Source organism: Aeromonas sp. 97A, assembly GCF_051919185.1.
GTDB classification, from domain to species: domain Bacteria; phylum Pseudomonadota; class Gammaproteobacteria; order Enterobacterales; family Aeromonadaceae; genus Aeromonas; species Aeromonas veronii.
Genome location: NZ_JBQBFF010000001.1, coordinates 190,478 through 208,608, shown reverse-complemented (window position 1 = coordinate 208,608; position 18,131 = coordinate 190,478). Strand labels below are relative to the sequence as shown.

Sequence of the window (18,131 nt, the reverse complement as noted above, 5' to 3'; positions counted from 1 at the left end):
CGAGTGTCTGGGTTACCTAGGGCGATCACCTACAACAGGCTACCCGGTCAAAATCACTCCCGCATTATCGGAAGGGGAATCCGGTTAAGCAATCATTGAGTCCTGTTTATCCCGCCACAGCCCGACAGCAGTTAACAAAAAGGCTGCTCATCAAAGAGGAGCAGCCTTGTTAAGCACAGTAAAACCGGACGGGCTTATTCGACCATCATCACCTTGCAGGTGTTGGTACTGCCCACGGTTTCCATCTTGTCACCGTGAGTCAGCAGCACCATGTCGCCGCTTTGCAGCAGCCCCTTCTCCTTGAGCACGGCCAGCGCGTCGCGGCACACTTCGTAGACCGGTTTGGTCTCGTCACCGTCAAACATCACCGGGGTGACGCCGCGGTAGAGATTGGTCCAGGCCAGGGTCTTGTTGTGGGGAGACATGGCGAAGATCGGCAGACCGGAGCTGATACGGGACATCAGCAGCGGAGTGGTGCCGGACTCGGTCAACGCCACGATCGCCTTGACCCCTTCCAGGTGGTTGGCCGCATACATGGTGGACATGGCTACAGCTTCTTCAACGGAAGTGAAGGTGTAGCTCATGCGGTGGTTGGAGACGTTCAGGCTCGGGTGCTTCTCGGCACCGACACAGACGCTCGCCATGGAGGTCACGGTCTCGATGGGGAACTGACCGGCAGCAGTCTCGGCGGAGAGCATCACCGCATCGGTACCATCCAGCACGGCGTTGGCCACGTCCATGACCTCTGCACGAGTCGGCAGCGGCGCATTGATCATCGACTCCATCATCTGGGTAGCGGTGATCACCACGCGATTCAAACGACGGGAGTGGCGGATCAACTTCTTCTGTACGCCAACCAGCTCGGGGTCACCGATCTCGACACCCAGATCGCCACGGGCAACCATCACAGCATCGGAACCGAGGATGATGTCTTCCATCGCCTCATCGGTGGCGACGGTTTCGGCGCGCTCAACCTTGGCCACGATCTTGGCATTGGAACCGGCTTCGCGGGCCAGCTCGCGGGCGTAACGCAGGTCATCACCACAGCGCGGGAAGGAGACAGCCAGATAGTCCACATTCATGCGGGCAGCGGTCTTGATGTCTTCCTTGTCTTTCTCGGTCAAGGCCGGAGCGGAGAGACCACCCCCTTTCTTGTTGATGCCCTTGTTGTTGGAGAGCGGCCCGGCCACGGTCACCGTGGTGTGAATGCGGGTGCCTTCAACCTGCTCGACCTTCAGCTGTACACGGCCATCGTCCAGCAGCAGGATATCGCCCTGCACCACATCGTCTGGCAGGCTCTTGTAGTCGATACCGACCTGCTCCTGACAACCTTCACCCTTGCCGAGGGCCGCATCGAGAATGAACTTGTCACCGATGGCCAGATAGATTTTGCCATCCTTGAAAGTGGAAACACGGATTTTCGGGCCTTGCAGATCACCCATGATGGCGACGTGACGACCGAGCTTGGCAGCAATGTCACGCACCTGATTGGCGCGCAGGATATGGTCTTCAGCAGTGCCGTGAGAGAAGTTCATCCGCACCATGTCGGCCCCGGCGCGGATGATCCCTTCGAGGATCCCTTCGCGGTCGGTAGCCGGACCGAGTGTGGTTACAATCTTTGTACGTCTAGGCATGAAAGACTCCAATATGAAGTTGATATGACTTGAGATTCTGCCCCATCAAGCCCATGGCTCGATGCACCCGTTTACAAACCATCTGGGTGGTTTTTGTTATTAAATTACAATACTACACCAAGGCGGGTGGCATAGACAGTCGGGGGCCGGAGCCCCCGACGGTTCAGGAAGAGTGCGGGGTTTCGAAGCGGGATTCGCGCAATCCCTCTTTCACTTTCTTCAGATTTTCGCGAAATTTCATCCCCCGGCGCAGGGTAAAACCGGTCGCCAGCACATCCACCAGCGCCAGCTGGGCGATGCGGGATGCCATCGGCATATAGACATCGGTATCTTCCGGCACATCCATGGAGAGCACCAGATTGCACTCGCGGGCCAGCGGGGAGTCCTTGGCGGTCATACCGATCACGGTGGCGTCGTTCTCGCGAGCCAGCGCGGCGATTTCGACCAGAGCCTTGGTGCGACCGGTGTGGGAGATCAGCACCACTACATCCCCTTCGCTGCTGTTGATGCAGCTCATGCGCATCATGACGATATCGTCAAAGCTCACTACCGGAATGTTGAAGCGAAAGAATTTGTTCTGGGCATCGCGGGCAACGGCGGAGGAGGCGCCAAGGCCAAAGAAGCTGATCTTCTTGGACTGGGTCAGGATATCGACGCAGCGGTTGATGGCAGAGATATCCAGGCTGTTTTTGGCGGCATCCAGACAAGCCATGGTGGATTCGAAGATCTTGGCGGTGTAGGTATCAGGCCCATCTTCCGCTTCCACATGACGATTTACGTAAGGGGTGCCATTGGCCAGGCTCTGGGCCAGATGGAGTTTGAAATCAGGAAAGCCCTTGGTATCGAGACGGCGGCAAAAGCGGTTGACGGTCGGTTCACTGACATCGGCCATCTTGGCCAGAGCAGCGATGCTGGAATGGATGGCGGTCTGGGGAGACGCCAGGATCACCTCGGCAACCTTGCGTTCTGATTTACTGAAACTTTCCAAGTTGTTCGTAATTTTATCAAGGGTATTCATCATCACCACCAGGCGTTTTTGTAATTTAGCTTCAGTGTCTTTGCACTCAATCTACGGCTAAGCAAGTTTCCATTCAAGCTAAGGACTATACAAGACAAGCGGTTATCGCAACTAACGCCTGCCATACAAAGTATGACTCATCTCTAATTATTTCGTACTTTTCGTTACAAAACGTCACCTAGCCATGAAAGCGCTTACAAATGTTGCAAAGCAACAACACTGTGAGCAGGCGCACGTTTGTATCGATCCGGCAGGTGAGCAAGCCTGAGCTCGGATAGAATGGGCCGCATAATCCAACAATAATCTCGGGACACCAGAGTCGTCCCCATCCTGTAACGAAGGAGTTGTTATGCAGCATACCCATGCGCTGGTCGGCGATGTCGGCGGCACCAATGCGCGTCTGGCCCTGTGTGAGCTGGCCACCGGTACTATCTCTCAGGCAAAGACCTACTCAGGTCTGGCCCATCCCAGCCTTGAAGCCGTGGTACGCCTCTATCTGGAAGAACACAAGGTACAGGTGGCTGAAGCCTGCATCGCCATCGCCTGCCCCATCAACGGTGACTGGGTTGCCATGACCAACCACAGCTGGGAGTTCTCCATCAGCGAGATGCAGAGCAATCTCGGGCTGGCACGCCTGCAAGTGATCAACGACTTTACTGCGGTCTCGATGGCGGTGCCGGTATTGGCTGAATCGGATCGCATCCAGCTTGGCGGCGCCGCGCCGGTAGCGGGCAAGCCCATCGCTATCTATGGTGCGGGCACCGGCCTTGGGGTCGCCCATCTGGTCAAGGCGGGTGAGCAGTGGCTGAGCCTGCCGGGTGAAGGTGGTCATGTGGATTTTGCTGCCAACAGCGAAGAGGAAGATGCGGTGCTGCAGGTGATGCGAGGCGAATTGGGCCATGTCTCGGCAGAGCGTTTCCTCTCCGGCCCGGGTCTGGTCAATCTCTATCGCGGGCTGGTGAAATCCGATGGCCGTGAGCCAGAGCCGTTTGCCCCCAAAGACATTACCGAGCGCGCACTGGCCGGAGAGTGCCTCGATTGCCGCCGCACCCTGAGCCTGTTCTGCGTGCTGATGGGCCGCTTTGCCGGCAATCTGGCCCTCAATATGGGCACCTTTGGCGGCGTCTATATCGCAGGTGGTATAGTGCCGCGCTTCCAGGAGTTCTTTACCGGTTCCGGTTTCCGGGTTGCCTTTGAAGACAAGGGACGCTTCAAGTCCTACCTCAAGGAGATCCCCGTGTTCCTGATCACCCATGAAGGGCCGGGGCTGCTCGGTGCAGGCGCGTACTTGCGCCAGTCGATGGGGATCACTATCTGATTGAAGAGGGGTGCGATGCGGGATCATCCATGGTTCAGCCTTGATTCAGTGTGAATGGCATAAAGTGGCCGCACGTAACCAAGAGGGTTGTGCTTCACAAGGAGTGGAAAGCGACTCTCATCCGCTGGATACGTTTGTCACCTGACAAGCCTGAACTGTTTCAACCGGCCTTTTGGCCGGTTTTTTTTACGTCTGATATCCGGGATTACTGGGCCAGCGCCTTCAACTGCGCCTTGTCTGGCGGATTGTTCCAGTCGATGGGACCGTGGGTAAAACGGTACTGCAACCGTGGCAGGCTGGTCTCCAGCCACTCTTCCCGAAAATAGGCATAACCCTGATCCCAATCCGGATCATTGGCCCAACCGCTCTGGAGGAAGTAGAGGCGAGTGCCCTGCCCTTCCGGCACAAATCGCAGGCAAACCTGGGTCTTTTGCTGGCGGATATGGGGTAGGCTGGGCGGGAAATTCCAGCTGAAACTGAGCAGGTCATAGGGCATGACGGCCATGACCCGGCACCCTTCGCTGCCACGTTCACCCAGCGGGGCATCAGGCCTGAAGTAGATCTCGAAAGGACCATTCGGTTCGGCCACCATCAAACATTCGGGAGCCAGAAAACTGCGCAGACCGCTTTCGGTAGTCCAGGCGTGCCAGACATCGTCTATGTGCGCCGGAACAAAAATGTTGCCTTCAATCAGTTTATTGTCCATAAATCAGCGATCCTCAAGCCATCCATACAAGGGACTCCGGCAGTATAGCCCCATGGCAAATACAATGGACAGTGCTTAATCACACCCTTGTCATTTGCATCGATTAACCTGCCGCTGTGCAGCTGCCTCAATGAACATTGGCTTGATCCGGGAGGGCATCATGATCCGGCTCATGGAAGAACACGACATTCCACAACTGGCTCGGCTGTTTTTGAAAAGCCGCCGCCACACCTTTCACTGGGTCGATCCCGCCCGTTTCCAACTCGAGGATTTCGAGGAACAGACCAAAGGTGAACAGGTGTGGGTAGCCGAGCAGGGGGGCAATATCTGCGGCTTTATCGCCATCTGGCAGCCCGATCACTTCGTCCATCACCTCTATGTGTCAAGCGACTGGCACGGCCAGGGGATCGGGCGCGCCCTGCTGGAGCGGGGCCTCGCTGATTCGCCGCACGGCTCGCTCAAGGTTGCGACCCGCAACACGGCGGCAGTAGCCTTCTACCATCGGCTGGGCTGGCAAAACAGTGATGAGACAGGCCACTGCGAGGTCACCGGCCCCTGGTGCAAATTGCTTAGAAACTAGCGGGACGCCCGGCACCTGCGCTTTGTGGTTGAACAGGCACCAGCGGTGCCGGGGGGAAGAACCAGCGGTAGAGATCGAACCAGCCATCTCGCTGGGCAATCACGACCTCATGCACCGGATCGCGCTGGAAGATCGCCACCTTGTTTTCAGTCAGCGGCACCCAGGCATAGTTGACCAGCGCATATTGCGACTGGATCAGGTTGTACTCATTGAGATAGGAGTCATCGTTACCCGATTCGTGCAGTTGGGTACGACTGTCGATGAGGTAAACAAGCTGGTTGAAGAAGGTCAGTTGAAAACCGGTCACTCGCCACTTCTCCCTGGTCGCCTCCTCCTCTTCGATCACGGTGATTTTGCCCCAGCGGCACACCCCGTGATAGTTGACTCCATTGGCCGACATTTTCAGGTCGTAATGGCAGCCCAGACTGTTGATAAACATCCCGACCACAAACAGCAGCACGACAAGCAGTGGCAACAGCAGCAAGGTATTTTTCAGCGTTCGTTTCATCAGAGATCCCTTACAGCGTTTTTTCGAGCTCTTTATAGGAAAGCACGCGAACCTGGTGGCCGGAGACCAGCACCAGCGATGCCGGTTTGACTGGTGGCACATCGCTCCGTGCCTCCATCTGGCAAACAACGCCGGTCGGCGAGTCGGTGCAGTGCACATGGAGCCACTCGAAATGGAGATAGCTGGCGACAAACGCCACCAGCACAGCCAGTAGCAGATTGACGTATATCAGGCCCCTTGCCAGCATTGGCCGCCCGATACCGCTGAGAAAGGCAAGTTTGGCGCGCTCACCAAAAGAACGGGGAGCAGCAGGCTCTTTGATGACCTCGTGGTCGGAGCTTGGTGATGTCGACGGTGGCTGCGCAGCCGCTGCAGGCGTGGGCTCGCTCATCGGCTCGGGCAAGGGCTCACTCTCTGTTGGCAGTGCCTTGCCGTAATAGCTCTTCATCTTGCAGTTAAGATGCAGGGAGTACCCTTTTTTCGGGGTACTTCTGATATCCAGCGTCTGGGGGGATGAGGTGAAGTGGCGACGAATATTGGCGATGGCCACGTTCAGGGAATTGGGGCTGATGGGGCGACCCAACCAGCCGATATCGAGCAACAGATCCTTGTCGCACACCTCGTCATGGTGATCGAGCAGATAGCTGAAAATGAGGCTCTCTGCGGATGACAAACGCACCACCCGGGCGCTTTGCAAGTTGTCCTTGTCGGCACAGAAGATCAGCTCTCGCCTTTTGACATCAAAGACATAATCACCGAAGTGATAGGCTGATATGTTATTGCCTGGCGCAACCCCCGTCATACCAACCACCTGTTATTTGCATTCATCATGAAGAAGATGGGATTCCACACCTGATAAAGCCAGATGGCGGCTCAGGACTCGCTGTAATTAAACGAAATTCTAAAGGGTCGGGATCAGCGGCACAATAGATGCAGGCAGGCATGAGCGGGGAAAATGAAAATATGCGTCCAGCGCTGTCGGACAGTATATCGGGCAGAGCATGATGTTGCGAGTTTCGCCTATCACGGTCACGCCAATCTCAGCTGAACAGTGACATGGGTATGACGAAAAGCGCTGCTGGACAAGGCCCCTTGCCCCTCACGACATCTCGCCACGCCTCAAATTAATGGGAACCGGCCTGCCCCGCAGGATGATCCAACGGGGCGAAGTGAACTGACTAGACCCGAAACTGCTTGAGCAGGGTGTCGAGTTGGGCCGACAACTGCCGCAGATCGCTGCTGGCTTCCGCAACCTGTGCCACTCTGGCCGCACTCTCGCTGTTGAGCGTCGCAATCCGGTTGACGCTATGGCTGACCGCCTCTGCCACCGAGTGTTGTTCTTCCGATGCCTGGGCGATATACATGTTCATCTCGCGGATCAGGCTGACCTGATTTTTAATTTTCTCCACCGATATCTGCACATCTGCCGCCTCGATGCCGGCGCGGGATGCCTTCTCCTGACTCTGTTGCATGCCGGCACCGACATTTTGGGTCGCTTGCTGCAACCGCTTGATACTGGCGCTGATCTCCTCCGTCGACTGGCGAGTACGGCCCGACAAGGTGCGCACCTCATCCGCCACCACCGCAAAACCGCGCCCCTGATCACCCGCCCGCGCCGCCTCAATGGCCGCGTTGAGGGCAAGCAAATTGGTCTGCTCGGCAATGCCGTTGATCACCTCGATGATGGTGCCAATGCTGCTGCTCTCGGTCGAAAGGGTGCGCATCAGGGTGGCGACTCGCTCCACCTCCCCCACCAGTTGATGGATGGCCTCATTGGCATGGCCCGCCAGATTGTAACCCTGCTCCACATAGAGGTTGGCCTCATCGGTAGCGCCAGAGGTTTTCACCGCGTTACCAGCCACTTCCTGCACTGCCTGACTCATTTCGGTAATGGCAGTAGCGACCTGATCCAGCTCGGATTGCTGGGCGTCACTGCCTACCCGGGTATCTGCCGAGAGGGAGTCACAGAGCTCGGCGGTTTGCAACACACCGGCAGAGAGCTCGTTGATCTCCGCCACCATCTCCTGCAACTTGGCAATAAAGTGGTTGATGTTGGTGGCCAGCGCGCCCATCTCATCCTGACGGCTGATCTTCAGACGCCGGGTCAGATCCCCCTCTCCTTTGGCCAGATCAAACACCGCCTGATTCATCTGATGGAGCGGCCTGAGCACATTGCGATGAATCAGCACCATCAGCAGTGCGATGATGCAGAGATCGAGCACCAGGATCTGCCAGACGGTGGTGATCAACTGCTGGCGCAGTTGGGCCTGAATGGCGGCATCACTGGTTTGCACCAGCAATCGGGCCACGGTGTTTTTCTGGCCACTGTCGTCATAGACCAGATCATATCCCCCATAGGCAGCGGTATCGGCAGGCATGGCTGTCACGGGGGCAATGCTCCCCGCCGTGTCACGGGCAAACCCGGCCACCAGCTTGTCCTTGTTGACCACCAGCAAAGCACTCAGGATATCGGCCGCCAGCTCGGACTTGAGTGATGCCTCGATGAAGGCAGATTCATAATTCCACAGCGGGCCGGGCAGGGAGAGCTGCAGCCGGCCGATGGCCTGCTCGACCAGCGCACTCTGTTTGCTGTAGCTCTCCGCCCTGACGGCGTTGTAGTTGTAAGCGCCAAACAACACCAGCAGCAGACTCACCGACAGGGAGGTCAACACGGCAATCCTGAACGTCAGACTTTTCCAATCCATGGTTTCCTCCCGGTTTTACGGCAGCCGGCGCAGTGCCATTGAGCGGCACTTGCTATTGGTACTGTTACTGGTACTTGGCATTGATCTTGTCGATGGTGCCATCCGCCTTCATGGCAGCGAGGATCTCGTTAAGCTTGGTGATGAGCTCATCGGGCGTGTCCTTGTTAAACGCCAAGCTCATCTGGGTTTCCTTGAACACGAAGACCGGCTTGGGTGAGGCCACCTTCTCCTTGCTGGCCAGATAGGGCGCCAGATACTGGCCGGTTGCCCAAAGATCGATGCGGCCCGCCTCCAGTTTCTTCACGTTGGCGGTGTCGTTGGCCGCCAGCTGCAACTTGGCAAATCCCTGGGCCTTGAGATACTCGGCGGCCGCATCGCCGTTATAGCCACCCACCGAATACTGCTTGGCATCTTCCAGCGACTTGACCGTGATATTGGCGGTCGAGCTGGAGAAAAACACCCAGTTGTTATTGACCAGCGGCCCGACCCACTTGAACAGTGCTTCCCGCTCCGGAGTGCGGGTCGTGGAGTAGAGGGCGGTATTGGGAGTACCGAGGGTATCTTCGTACGCCCGTTTCCAGGGCATCAGGGTCAGCTTGTATTCGACTCCAGCACGCTTGAACAGCTCTTCGACCACCTCGGTCGACAGCCCGACAATCTTGCCCCCCTCTCCCTGCATGTTGAATGGCGGGTAATCCTCGGTCATCACATTCAGTGGCGCAGCCTGAACAGCGCTTATTGCCATCATGGAAGAGACTGAAAAAATTGCACTTTTCCACAGCAGTTGATAGTTCATTGCAACCTCGCTTTGCTTGCCATTCATCCCTGAACATCCGCCGTTACCGATGGCGGTGCACGTCTGACCCGCTGGGGTCATGCCGGCTTTCACGGCTCGCCGCCCACCCATGTGCAGCAGCAAACAGATCCGGATTTTGCCTGTGCGCAACGAAACGCAACCGGCGAGGGAGGCTCACAACAAATCGAGGAGGAAACATGCCAGGGCAGCATAAGGGGAGTGCGGAGTGGGGCGGATAAGCCTCTGCCATACAACAGCGCCGTGGCCAAGAAGAAGCGCATCGTTTTATGACAGGGGTCTGGGAGAGAAATGATATAAAACGCCAACATCCATTTTCCCATACTGCTCGAGGAGACCTCAGAGCCAAACCTGTCCTTTAGCTAAGGTCACGAAAAGAGATACGTCAAATGAGAATGCTAACCCCCTCATCTGCTTCCAAATTAGATTCCAGATGAGCTCCGTCGAGCCAAAAAGTGGCGCTAGATACCCGAAAATGAGAAGGCCACCGCGAGGTGGCCTTCTCCAAATCAACAATCAACGTCTGGTGAAACTCAGTCCTTGGCCGCGTCCATCACACCTTCTTCGGAGTGCGCAGGCAGGATCAGGTTGAGCAGGATGGCGGCAACAGAGGCCAGGCCAACGCCGGCCAGCGCGAAGTCGCCAATCTTCATCTCCAGCGCACCGACACCAACCGTCAGAGTCACAGCGACGATGGCGATATTGCGTGACAGTCCCAGATCCACCTTGGATTCCACCAGCGTCTTGAGACCGATGGCAGCGATGGATCCGAACAGCAGCAGCATGATACCGCCCATCACCGGCATCGGGATGGAGGTAAGCAGCGCATTGAACTTGCCGAAGAAGGCCAGAATGATGGCAAACACCGCAGCCCAGGTCATGGTGACCGGATTGAAGTTGCGAGTGATCATCACGGCACCGGTCACTTCGGCGTAGGTGGTCACAGGGGGGCCACCGATGAAACCGGCGAAACAGACGCCGATGCCGTCACCGGCCAGCGTACGGTGCAAACCCGGATCCTTGGTGTAATCCTTGCCAGTCACGCCACCGATCGCCAACACGCCACCGATATGCTCGATACAGGGGGCGATGGCTACCGGCAACATGAACAACGCAGCAGCCCAGTTGATCTCCGGGGTTTCGAAGTGGGGCAGCGCCAGCCAGGGGGCGTTCACCATGCCATCGAAACTCACCTGGCCCATGAATACCGCCGAGACATAACCGGCAATCACGCCGCACAGGATGGGGATCAGCTTGATCCACCCCTTGCAGAACACAGCTGCAATCAGGGTGACCGCCAGCGAGATACCGGCCAGCGTCAGCGCAGTCCCCGCAGGTACCACCTGCTCACTACCGGCACGGCCCATCGCCATGTTGCAGGCAACCTGCGCCACAGAAAGACCGATGACCATGATCACCGGGCCAATCACCACCGGGGGTAGCAATTTGTGCACAAACCCCATCCCTTTTGCCCGGATCAGCGCAGCCAGAATGAAATACATGAAACCGGCGGCAAACAGGCCAAACATGGTGGATGGCAATCCCCAGGTCTGGGTGGCGTAGATGATGGGAGCGATGAAGGCAAAGCTGGAACCGAGGAAAATCGGGACCTGGCGGCGGGTGCAGAGCTGGAACAACAGGGTGCCCACACCAGCGCCAAGCAGGGCCATGGAGGGGTTCAATCCGGTGAGCAGGGGCACCAGAACCATGGCACCGAAGGCGACAAACAGGATTTGCAGCCCGGCGACACTTTGCTTGACTAAGGAAAACATGGATGTCCTTAATTTTTTGATAACTGATGTGGATATTTATCACTTTTCAGTTATCACAAGACTTTTTCAAGGCACAAAATGAACGCAAATGCGTCACTTGTTACCTTTTACTGCTTGGGAAGGGCATGAAACTGGCTTTTTAGGCGGGATTCGTTGCTACAAGCATCGAGTATGCGATTTTACGCATTATTGTGACGAACGCCAATCGTTTTTCCATCATGTTTATTGTGCTCATGGTCAAAAAATGCCGCCACCAAGGGGCGCTCTATAATGGATCCTGTGAATCAAGATGGACAAGGAGTCCCCATGTCACAGCCCCCATTCAAGGCCAGCCAGCGCAGATTGCTAATCGGCTCGGCCATCGCTCTCGCCCTGTTTGCGAACCCGTTCAGTTATGATTTCGCCCACAATGAGTGGCAAATGAATCAGGCCTATGCCAAGTCCTGCTTTATCGCCGGCACTCGCATCACGATGGCCGATGGCTCCACCCGACCCATAGAGACGCTCCGGGTCGGTGAACGAGTGCTGGATCAACACGGCGGCAGTAACCGGATCCTGGCGATCGAACGGGTCATACTGGGCAAGCGCAGACTCTACGGGATCAATGATCTGCCCCCGTTCTTTACCGCAGAACACCCTCTGCTGACCACGCGGGGCTGGGCAGCCATCTCACCGGCCATGACCCGAACCGAAAACCCGCAACTGGCGGTGCTGCCGCTATTTACCGGCATGCAGATAATGTGTCGCCCGGCACCTGCCATGGCGACGGGCAATCTGGCCCTGCAACCCCAGCCGGAATTACTGCTGGTTGAGTCACTCTGCTGGATCGAGGCATCTCCCACTACCGCACTCTTCAATCTGCTGCTCGATGGCAGCCACAGCTACATCGCCAATGAGCTGATCGTTCACAACAAAGATGGCGATGGTGGCAGTGGGGGCAGCAGTGGTGGAGGCAGCAACAGCGGCGGTGGCAGCGACAGCGGCGGTGGCAGCGACAGCGGCGGAGGCAGCAACAGCGGAGGAGGCAGCGACAGCGGCGGTGGCAGCGACAGCGGCGGAGGCAGCAACAGCGGAGGAGGCAGCGACAGCGGCGGTGGCAGCGACAGCGATGGGGGCAGCGATGACAGTGGCGGCCAAGGCGAGCATGCCGGCGGAGAGCAGCATGGTGGAGGTGAACGGCATGCTGGTGGAGAAAAACATGCAGGGGGAGAACGCCATGGGGGTGGCCGCGGATTTGGCAATGGCGTTGATGACAACGGTGTAGATACCGTCTATGCCAATGGCAACAAGCTCAGAGGTGACGGCACCATCGATGACAACGGCGTGGATGCCGTCGATGCCAACAGCAACAAGCTCAGAGGCGATGGAACCATCGATGACAACGGCGTGGATGCCGTCGATGCCAACGGCAACAAGCTCAGAGGTGACGGTACGGTCGATGACAACGGCGTGGATGCTGTCGATGCCAACGGCAACAAGCTCAGGGGTGATGGCACCGTCGATGACAACGGCGTGGATGCTGTCGATGCCAACGGCAACAAACTAAGAGGTGATGGCACGGTCGATGATCGCCAGCAAGTACTTACCGATGAGCAGGAGCGGGCGCTGCTCAACAACGGCTTTCGCCAACAGGGGCAACCATGATGCGTTATCTGCTAACACTCCTCCTGCTCGGCCTCGCTGGCTGCGCCACGGTCGACACTCCGCCGCTTTACCATCAAATGGATAAGGCAGATGTTCAACTGGCCAATCAGGCTCTCGCCAAGGCGCTGGAAACCCGTACCAAAGGCCAAAGCCTCACCTGGTTCAATCCAGCTAACCGTCACTCGGGTAGCGTCACCCCGCTGCGCACCTTCCGCCATACCAGCGGGGAGTGGTGTCGCGACTATCGCGAGCAACTCTATATCGGCAAGGCGAGCCAGCAGTGGCAGGATACCGCCTGTCGCAATCAGCAAGGGCGCTGGCGGCCATTGCGAACTTAGTGAATGCCACGGGATAAACGAAAGGGGGTAGCAGCGCTACCCCCTTGTCATCTTTTCCGACCCGTTATCCGGGTGGTGAATATGCGGTTATACCCGACGATAGGGCAGGTAAACCGGCTCCCACATATGGTTGAGGATATGCTGCTGCAGATCCTGACCGATCAGCGGGTGGGAGGGATCCCGGCGCACGATATCCTTGAGCACGGCGGTGGCCACATGCACCGAGATGCTGCGCAGCTCGCGAATGCGGGGATAAACGGCCCCTTTCGCCAGGTCAACCTCACTCACGCACTCGGCCAGCGCAAAGGCGGTGGTAGTGAATACATCGGGCGTGATCTCGCGGAGCTGGCTGACGATGGCCGCCAGACCTACACCGGGGAAGATAAAGACGTTGTTGCCCTGCCCGACCCGAAACTCCTGCCCCTCGTAGCTCACATCCTTGAACGGGCTGCCAGTCGCGACAATGGCTTTGCCCTTGCTCCAGCGGTAGATATCTTCCGGCAGCGCTTCACAGTTGGCGGTCGGGTTGGAGAGCGGGAACACCATGGGGCGCTCGCAATGCTGCAGCATCAGCTGGATATGCTCTTCCTGGAAGGCCCCGCCCGAGCCGCTGGTACCCAGCAACACGGTAATGGGCACATGACGCAGCACATCGGCCAGATTGGCCTTGCCGGGCACCTCGGTCTCCCAACCCGCCAGCAGCAAACCCGGTTTGGCGTAGCGACGCTTGTACTCGTCGAGTCCGTCCCGGTTGTCGCACACCAGCCCCTGGGTATCCAGAATGTAGATGCGATCGCGGGCCGCCTGCGGATCCATCCCCTCGCGGATCATCCCCGCGCAGATCTGATCCGCGACGCCAACCCCGCCAGCGCCGGCACCATAGACCAGATAGTTCTGCTGGCCCAGGGTCTCCCCCTTGACCTTGACCGCGCCGATGATACCGGCCAGCACCACGGCACCGGTGCCCTGAATATCATCGTTGAATGACGGCAGTGCCTGCTGGTAGCGGGCCAGATTGTTGAAAGCATTGGATTTGCTGAAGTCTTCCCACTGCAGCACGGCGTTGGGGAAGTGGCGCTTGACCCCCTGCACGAACTTGTCGATGAACTCTTCATACTCCTTGCCGCGAATACGCTTGTGGGGGCGGCCCAGATACATGGGGTCATCGAGCAGTTTCTGGTTGTCGGTGCCCACATCCAGCGCGATGGGCATGCAGCAGGCGGGGTGAATACCGGCACCCAGGGTATAGAGCGCCAGCTTGCCGATGGGGATGCCCATGCCGCCAACACCCTGGTCGCCGATCCCCAGAATGCCCTGGCTGTCGGTGACGACTATGATGCGGATCGATTTGGCATCGAAGTGACGGGCCTGACTGCCCATGTCATCCACGTTGTCCGGGGTAATGTAGAGGCCGCGCGGCTTCTGGAAGCGGTGGCTGAACTCCTGGCACGCCTTGCCCACGGTCGGGGTATAGATATAGGGAGTCATCTCCTCCACATGGCGTGACAACAGGGCATAGAAGAGAGTCTCATTGCGATCCTGCAGGGCACGCAGGTTCTGGTACTTCTCGATATCGCTGCAAGCGCTCTTGAACCCCTCATACACTCGCTCGAGCTGGGCTTCAAAAGTTTGCACCTGAGGCGGCAACAAACCATCGAGATCAAAATCGGCCCGCTCCTGTTCGGTGAAGGCCGTGCCCTTGTTGAGGTATCGATTGTTAAGCAGATCAGTGCCGGTCAGTGCAACGGGGCGAAAATCCTGTCCCTGTGCATCTTTCCACAGCAGATATTGTCCGGTAGCCATAGTCATTCTCTTTGATTTACGTGAAATTGCCGTTCGGCAGGAGAGCAAGACTCATAATGAAATCAATCATATGACGTTTACTCGATCGGTTTTGTGAGCTTGGGCATACCCTGCGGCCAAAATAGGCGCCCGGCGACCCCGGCGAGACAAATATCCACGGCAAGGAATGAGACTCATGTTAGCATTGCGGGCAACCCAGCCCCTTTCACCGCATCACAGCCGGGAGTGATCTGATGCCCTCGCCTCTGCCAGCCTGCGTCCCCTTCTTTCAGCCATGCGCCTGATCCCGCTGCTTGCTCTGTGGTTGTTTCTGACCTGCCAGTCGGCTCTCGCCGCACCGGGCCGGGTACTCAACATCATCGTGGGTGAATGGCCCCCTTTCGTCTCCGAGCAGTCAAAACAGCACGGGCCAGTGGCCCACCTCATCAGCGATCTGTTCAAGGAGGCGGGCTATGAGGTGAAGTTCCACTTCGCTCCCTGGGGTCGGGTCTATTCGCTGGCGGCCAACAGCCAGCTCTACGACGCCACCGCCGTCTGGATGCACAAACCGGAGCGGGAGCAGGATTTTCTGTTCAGTGAAGCGGTGCTGCAGGAGCAGTTTGTCTTCTTCTCCCTCAAATCACGGCAGCTGCAAGCCGAGCGCCTTGAGCAGATCATCGGCATGCGGTTGGGGGGCGATATCGCCTACAGCTACGGGCCCGAGCTGGACAAGATGGTGGCCGATGGCAGGGTAACCCAACAGAAAGTCACCGACGTGAAACAGAATTTCGGCAAGCTGCTGCGCGGACGGATCGACCTCTATCCACAAGAGCTGCGAGTCGGTCTGGCCGAGTTGCAGAGCCAGCTCGACCCCGCCAGCGCGGCACTCATCACCCACAGTCAGACCCCTTTTCTGCGCAACGACAGCTTCGTGATGTTCCCGCGCAAAATGCCGGGTTCAGCCAAACTGCGGGATCAGTTCAATCAGCAGTTGCAGCAGGCCATCGCCAGCGGACGTTATCAGCGCTACTTCGAACGGCTGGCCCGGGGGGACTATTAACCTTGGCGAGGCAAAAACAGAGGGGATAAAACAGAGGTGGCGGCCCTTTGTGGCCGCCACCTCTGTGATGCTTGTCAGCTGCTGGCATTAGCCGCTGATGCCCACCTCCAGCTTGAACGGCGTCTTGGCCTTGCTGCTCTCGGCCGCCCCCATCTGGTAGACCCGAATGGTATAAGTGCCCTTGGCGGGCAGGGTCGCCTCAAAGTTGTTCCCTTCCGTAGAGCCGATAAACATCGCCTCCCCCTTGCTGCCCGGCGGCAAAATATTGAAGTAGGGCTTGCCGGTCAGGATCACCACCATGCTCTGGCCCTTGTTGGCCGTCAGCTTGTAATCGAGGGTCTGGCTACCTTGAATGGTGCCGTTGATAGTCGCCCCTGACTCCCCCTTCTTGAACTGCACCTGCTGGGTCTTGATCCCGTCAGCCGCCTGCGCCACGCCCGCAATACCACCGAAGAGCGCAGATGCACATACCGCTGCCAGCCATGCTTTTCTCATCATTTATCATCCCTTGTGTGAATGGAACCCCTGTTACTGTTGCTCAAGGTGGCCCAAAAAACCATCGCCGTTTACGGCATCGTTCAATCAATTTGCCATCACGATCGACCCGCCATCAAAAGGGGCGCCGCAGCGCCCCTTCTCTTTACTCTTTGTCGACCATCAGCTTGATTTGCCCGCCTTGGGCTCATCAAGGGTGTGCTTCACCTCTTCATACCAGAGGTCGTGGTGCTCCTTGGCCCAGGTCTCGTCCACCTCGCCGGTCACCATCCCCTCCAGCGCCCCTTCCAGCTGGAACAGACCCATGTAGATATGGAAGATAAAGCCGCAGATAAGGATCAAGGCGCCTACGATATGGATGAAGCTGGCCCACTCCATCTGACGGCGCAGCTGGCCGAAGATGGGGAAGTCGAGGAACAACCCGGTCGCCACCACAATGCCGCCAAACCAGATGAGCAGCCAGAAGATCGCCTTCTCGCCGCCGTTGGAGAAGCCCGCCGAGGGGTGACTCCCCTTGTGCTTGCCGAGCATGCCACCAAACTTCATGAACCACTGCACATCCACCATGTTGACGATGTTGTGGCGGAACCACTTGATGAGCACCCCCATCAGGCAGAGGAAGAAGAGCGGCCCCACATAGTTGTGGAACACCTTGGCAAACCAGATCCAGTTCTCCCACACCCCGAGGCTCACCACCGGCTTGATGAAGTACTTGCCGTAGATGATGGCCAGCCCCGACCCGGACAGGGTCAGGAACATGGCTGCCGTGGTCCAGTGCAGCGCCCGATCCAGCCTGCTCCAGCGCTTGAGCTTGCGCCCGGTGCGCGGCTTGGAGAGCTTGGTCTGCCCCACCACCAGATACATCAGGCCACACATGGCGAGCGACCCGAAAATGGCGATGGCACCGAGCGGCGACACCCACTTGGTCTTCACCTCGAACCAGAGCTGGCCCGGCACCGAGATCAGCACCCCGTGCTCCGGCGAGCGGGAGGTGGTCACCCCCTCCTGCCCATCCTTCACCGCCCGCCAATAATCGGCGCCGGCAAAGCCGACCGCCTCTTTCTCGGCATCGGCGAAACTTGCGGTACTCACCAGCAGCAGGGCAGCAAACAGGGCCATTAGCCAGGTTTTCATGCCGCCCCTCCCTGCTTGTTCAGCTTGCTGGCATCGTGGAACAGCTCATCGCCATTACCCCAAGCCGCATCCTTGGCACCGCGATAGGCAACCCGCTCGCGGAAGATATCGGAGATCACCTGCGCATCCCCAGCCAGCAGCGCCTTGGTGGAGCAGAGCTCGGCACACATGGGCAGCTTGCCCTCGGCGATGCGGTTGGCACCGTACTTCTGGCGCTCCGCTTCGCTGTGATCCTCTTCCGGGCCACCGGCGCAGAAGGTGCACTTGTCCATCTTGCCCCGATCGCCAAAGGCGGCGGTCTTCGGGAACTGGGGCGCCCCGAACGGGCAGGCAAACAGGCAGTAGCCGCAACCGATGCAGAGATCCTTGTTGTGCAGCACTATGCCGTCGTCGGTGTGATAGAAGCAGTCGGCGGGGCAGACCGCCATGCAGGGGGCGTCGGTGCAGTGCATGCAGGCGACCGAGATGGAGGTCTCCCCCGGCAGGCCGTCGTTAAGGGTCACCACCCGACGGCGCTGGATGCCCCACTCGAGGGCATCGTCGTTCTCGTTCTTGCACGCCGTCACACAGCCGTTGCACTCGATGCAGCGCTTGGTGTCACACATGAATTTCATTCTGGCCAT

General features: G+C 58.0%; 16 protein-coding genes and 1 pseudogene. 5 read left to right on the top strand and 12 right to left on the bottom strand.

The features are described from left to right. Positions 1-194: 194 nt before the first annotated feature. Both pyk and ACTG27_RS00990 read right to left on the bottom strand, forming a co-directional pair. The gene (pyk, locus tag ACTG27_RS00995; protein WP_005362071.1) at positions 195-1,634 is read right to left on the bottom strand and encodes a pyruvate kinase; all 1,440 of its coding nucleotides are present in this window, start codon (positions 1,632-1,634) and stop codon (positions 195-197) included. 163 nt (positions 1,635-1,797) lie between these two features. Next, entirely contained in the window at positions 1,798-2,652 is an 855-nt protein-coding gene (locus tag ACTG27_RS00990) for a MurR/RpiR family transcriptional regulator (protein WP_005334759.1), read from the bottom strand. Positions 2,653-2,998: 346 nt separating this feature from the next. Between ACTG27_RS00990 and glk the strand changes: the two are divergent. Beyond that, positions 2,999-3,970 (top strand): annotated as a pseudogene (gene glk / locus ACTG27_RS00985) (glucokinase); the annotation flags it as partial. A gap of 205 nt (positions 3,971-4,175) precedes the next feature. Here glk and ACTG27_RS00980 read toward each other — a convergent pair. Further along, positions 4,176-4,676: an SRPBCC family protein gene (locus tag ACTG27_RS00980; RefSeq protein ID WP_005334766.1), complete on the bottom strand. Its 501-nt coding sequence runs from the start codon at positions 4,674-4,676 to the stop codon at positions 4,176-4,178. A gap of 160 nt (positions 4,677-4,836) precedes the next feature. Here ACTG27_RS00980 and ACTG27_RS00975 point away from each other — a divergent pair, with 160 nt between their 5' ends. Continuing rightward, positions 4,837-5,256, top strand: a complete 420-nt coding sequence (locus tag ACTG27_RS00975) for a GNAT family N-acetyltransferase (protein ID WP_040065353.1) — start codon at positions 4,837-4,839, stop codon at positions 5,254-5,256. On the opposite strand, the gene ACTG27_RS00970 is transcribed toward ACTG27_RS00975, so the two are convergent. From ACTG27_RS00970 to ACTG27_RS00950, 5 genes are all read right to left on the bottom strand, one after another. Further along, on the bottom strand, positions 5,246-5,764 hold the full coding sequence (locus tag ACTG27_RS00970) for a hypothetical protein (protein ID WP_005353702.1): 519 nt from the start codon (positions 5,762-5,764) through the stop codon (positions 5,246-5,248). The genes ACTG27_RS00975 and ACTG27_RS00970 overlap by 11 nt on opposite strands. 10 nt (positions 5,765-5,774) lie before the next feature. Beyond that, positions 5,775-6,566: a winged helix-turn-helix domain-containing protein gene (locus ACTG27_RS00965; protein WP_227095032.1), complete on the bottom strand. Its 792-nt coding sequence runs from the start codon at positions 6,564-6,566 to the stop codon at positions 5,775-5,777. A gap of 376 nt (positions 6,567-6,942) precedes the next feature. Then, positions 6,943-8,469 carry a methyl-accepting chemotaxis protein gene (locus ACTG27_RS00960; protein WP_076491401.1) on the bottom strand — a complete coding sequence of 509 codons (1,527 nt, stop codon included), beginning with the start codon at positions 8,467-8,469 and terminating at the stop codon, positions 6,943-6,945. 64 nt (positions 8,470-8,533) lie between these two features. Then, positions 8,534-9,265 carry a substrate-binding periplasmic protein gene (locus ACTG27_RS00955; RefSeq protein ID WP_005334783.1) on the bottom strand — a complete coding sequence of 244 codons (732 nt, stop codon included), beginning with the start codon at positions 9,263-9,265 and terminating at the stop codon, positions 8,534-8,536. Between the two features lie 551 nt (positions 9,266-9,816). Next, positions 9,817-11,055, bottom strand: coding sequence for a uracil-xanthine permease family protein (locus ACTG27_RS00950; protein ID WP_005334784.1), 1,239 nt, complete (start codon positions 11,053-11,055; stop codon positions 9,817-9,819). Between the two features lie 306 nt (positions 11,056-11,361). Between ACTG27_RS00950 and ACTG27_RS00945 the strand changes: the two genes are divergently transcribed. Beyond that, complete coding sequence (locus ACTG27_RS00945) at positions 11,362-12,699, top strand: hypothetical protein (RefSeq protein WP_439978932.1); 1,338 nt, start codon at positions 11,362-11,364, stop codon at positions 12,697-12,699. Continuing rightward, complete coding sequence (locus ACTG27_RS00940) at positions 12,696-13,037, top strand: RT0821/Lpp0805 family surface protein (RefSeq protein ID WP_040065365.1); 342 nt, start codon at positions 12,696-12,698, stop codon at positions 13,035-13,037. The genes ACTG27_RS00945 and ACTG27_RS00940 overlap by 4 nt, the downstream gene beginning before the upstream one ends. 87 nt (positions 13,038-13,124) lie before the next feature. Here ACTG27_RS00940 and ACTG27_RS00935 read toward each other — a convergent pair whose 3' ends face one another. Beyond that, positions 13,125-14,840: an NAD-dependent malic enzyme gene (locus tag ACTG27_RS00935; protein ID WP_439978930.1), complete on the bottom strand. Its 1,716-nt coding sequence runs from the start codon at positions 14,838-14,840 to the stop codon at positions 13,125-13,127. Between the two features lie 274 nt (positions 14,841-15,114). Between ACTG27_RS00935 and ACTG27_RS00930 the strand changes: the two genes are divergently transcribed. Further along, complete coding sequence (locus tag ACTG27_RS00930) at positions 15,115-15,879, top strand: substrate-binding periplasmic protein (protein ID WP_439978929.1); 765 nt, start codon at positions 15,115-15,117, stop codon at positions 15,877-15,879. Positions 15,880-15,966: 87 nt separating this feature from the next. Here the strand turns inward: ACTG27_RS00930 and ACTG27_RS00925 are convergent, their stop codons facing one another. The 3 genes from ACTG27_RS00925 to fdh3B form a co-directional block, all read right to left on the bottom strand. Beyond that, entirely contained in the window at positions 15,967-16,377 is a 411-nt protein-coding gene (locus tag ACTG27_RS00925) for a hypothetical protein (RefSeq protein WP_013723543.1), read from the bottom strand. A gap of 159 nt (positions 16,378-16,536) precedes the next feature. Beyond that, positions 16,537-17,508 carry a formate dehydrogenase subunit gamma gene (locus tag ACTG27_RS00920; protein ID WP_005334792.1) on the bottom strand — a complete coding sequence of 324 codons (972 nt, stop codon included), beginning with the start codon at positions 17,506-17,508 and terminating at the stop codon, positions 16,537-16,539. After that, positions 17,505-18,131 (bottom strand): formate dehydrogenase FDH3 subunit beta, encoded by a 627-nt coding sequence (gene fdh3B, locus ACTG27_RS00915; RefSeq protein ID WP_005334799.1) that lies wholly within the window; start codon positions 18,129-18,131, stop codon positions 17,505-17,507. Before fdh3B ends, ACTG27_RS00920 begins: the two co-directional genes overlap by 4 nt.

Bases quoted from the DNA above. Each gene is read 5' to 3' on its own strand.
- pyk (WP_005362071.1), bottom strand. From the start codon at position 1,634: ATGCCTAGACGTACAAAGATTGTAACCACACTCGGTCCGGCTACCGAC.
- ACTG27_RS00990 (WP_005334759.1), bottom strand. From the start codon at position 2,652: ATGAATACCCTTGATAAAATTACGAACAACTTGGAAAGTTTCAGTAAA.
- ACTG27_RS00980 (WP_005334766.1), bottom strand. From the start codon at position 4,676: ATGGACAATAAACTGATTGAAGGCAACATTTTTGTTCCGGCGCACATA.
- ACTG27_RS00975 (WP_040065353.1), top strand. From the start codon at position 4,837: ATGATCCGGCTCATGGAAGAACACGACATTCCACAACTGGCTCGGCTG.
- ACTG27_RS00970 (WP_005353702.1), bottom strand. From the start codon at position 5,764: ATGAAACGAACGCTGAAAAATACCTTGCTGCTGTTGCCACTGCTTGTC.
- ACTG27_RS00965 (WP_227095032.1), bottom strand. From the start codon at position 6,566: ATGACGGGGGTTGCGCCAGGCAATAACATATCAGCCTATCACTTCGGT.
- ACTG27_RS00960 (WP_076491401.1), bottom strand. From the start codon at position 8,469: ATGGATTGGAAAAGTCTGACGTTCAGGATTGCCGTGTTGACCTCCCTG.
- ACTG27_RS00955 (WP_005334783.1), bottom strand. From the start codon at position 9,265: ATGAACTATCAACTGCTGTGGAAAAGTGCAATTTTTTCAGTCTCTTCC.
- ACTG27_RS00950 (WP_005334784.1), bottom strand. From the start codon at position 11,055: ATGTTTTCCTTAGTCAAGCAAAGTGTCGCCGGGCTGCAAATCCTGTTT.
- ACTG27_RS00945 (WP_439978932.1), top strand. From the start codon at position 11,362: ATGTCACAGCCCCCATTCAAGGCCAGCCAGCGCAGATTGCTAATCGGC.
- ACTG27_RS00940 (WP_040065365.1), top strand. From the start codon at position 12,696: ATGATGCGTTATCTGCTAACACTCCTCCTGCTCGGCCTCGCTGGCTGC.
- ACTG27_RS00935 (WP_439978930.1), bottom strand. From the start codon at position 14,840: ATGGCTACCGGACAATATCTGCTGTGGAAAGATGCACAGGGACAGGAT.
- ACTG27_RS00930 (WP_439978929.1), top strand. From the start codon at position 15,115: ATGCGCCTGATCCCGCTGCTTGCTCTGTGGTTGTTTCTGACCTGCCAG.
- ACTG27_RS00925 (WP_013723543.1), bottom strand. From the start codon at position 16,377: ATGATGAGAAAAGCATGGCTGGCAGCGGTATGTGCATCTGCGCTCTTC.
- ACTG27_RS00920 (WP_005334792.1), bottom strand. From the start codon at position 17,508: ATGAAAACCTGGCTAATGGCCCTGTTTGCTGCCCTGCTGCTGGTGAGT.
- fdh3B (WP_005334799.1), bottom strand. From the start codon at position 18,131: ATGGCCAGAATGAAATTCATGTGTGACACCAAGCGCTGCATCGAGTGC.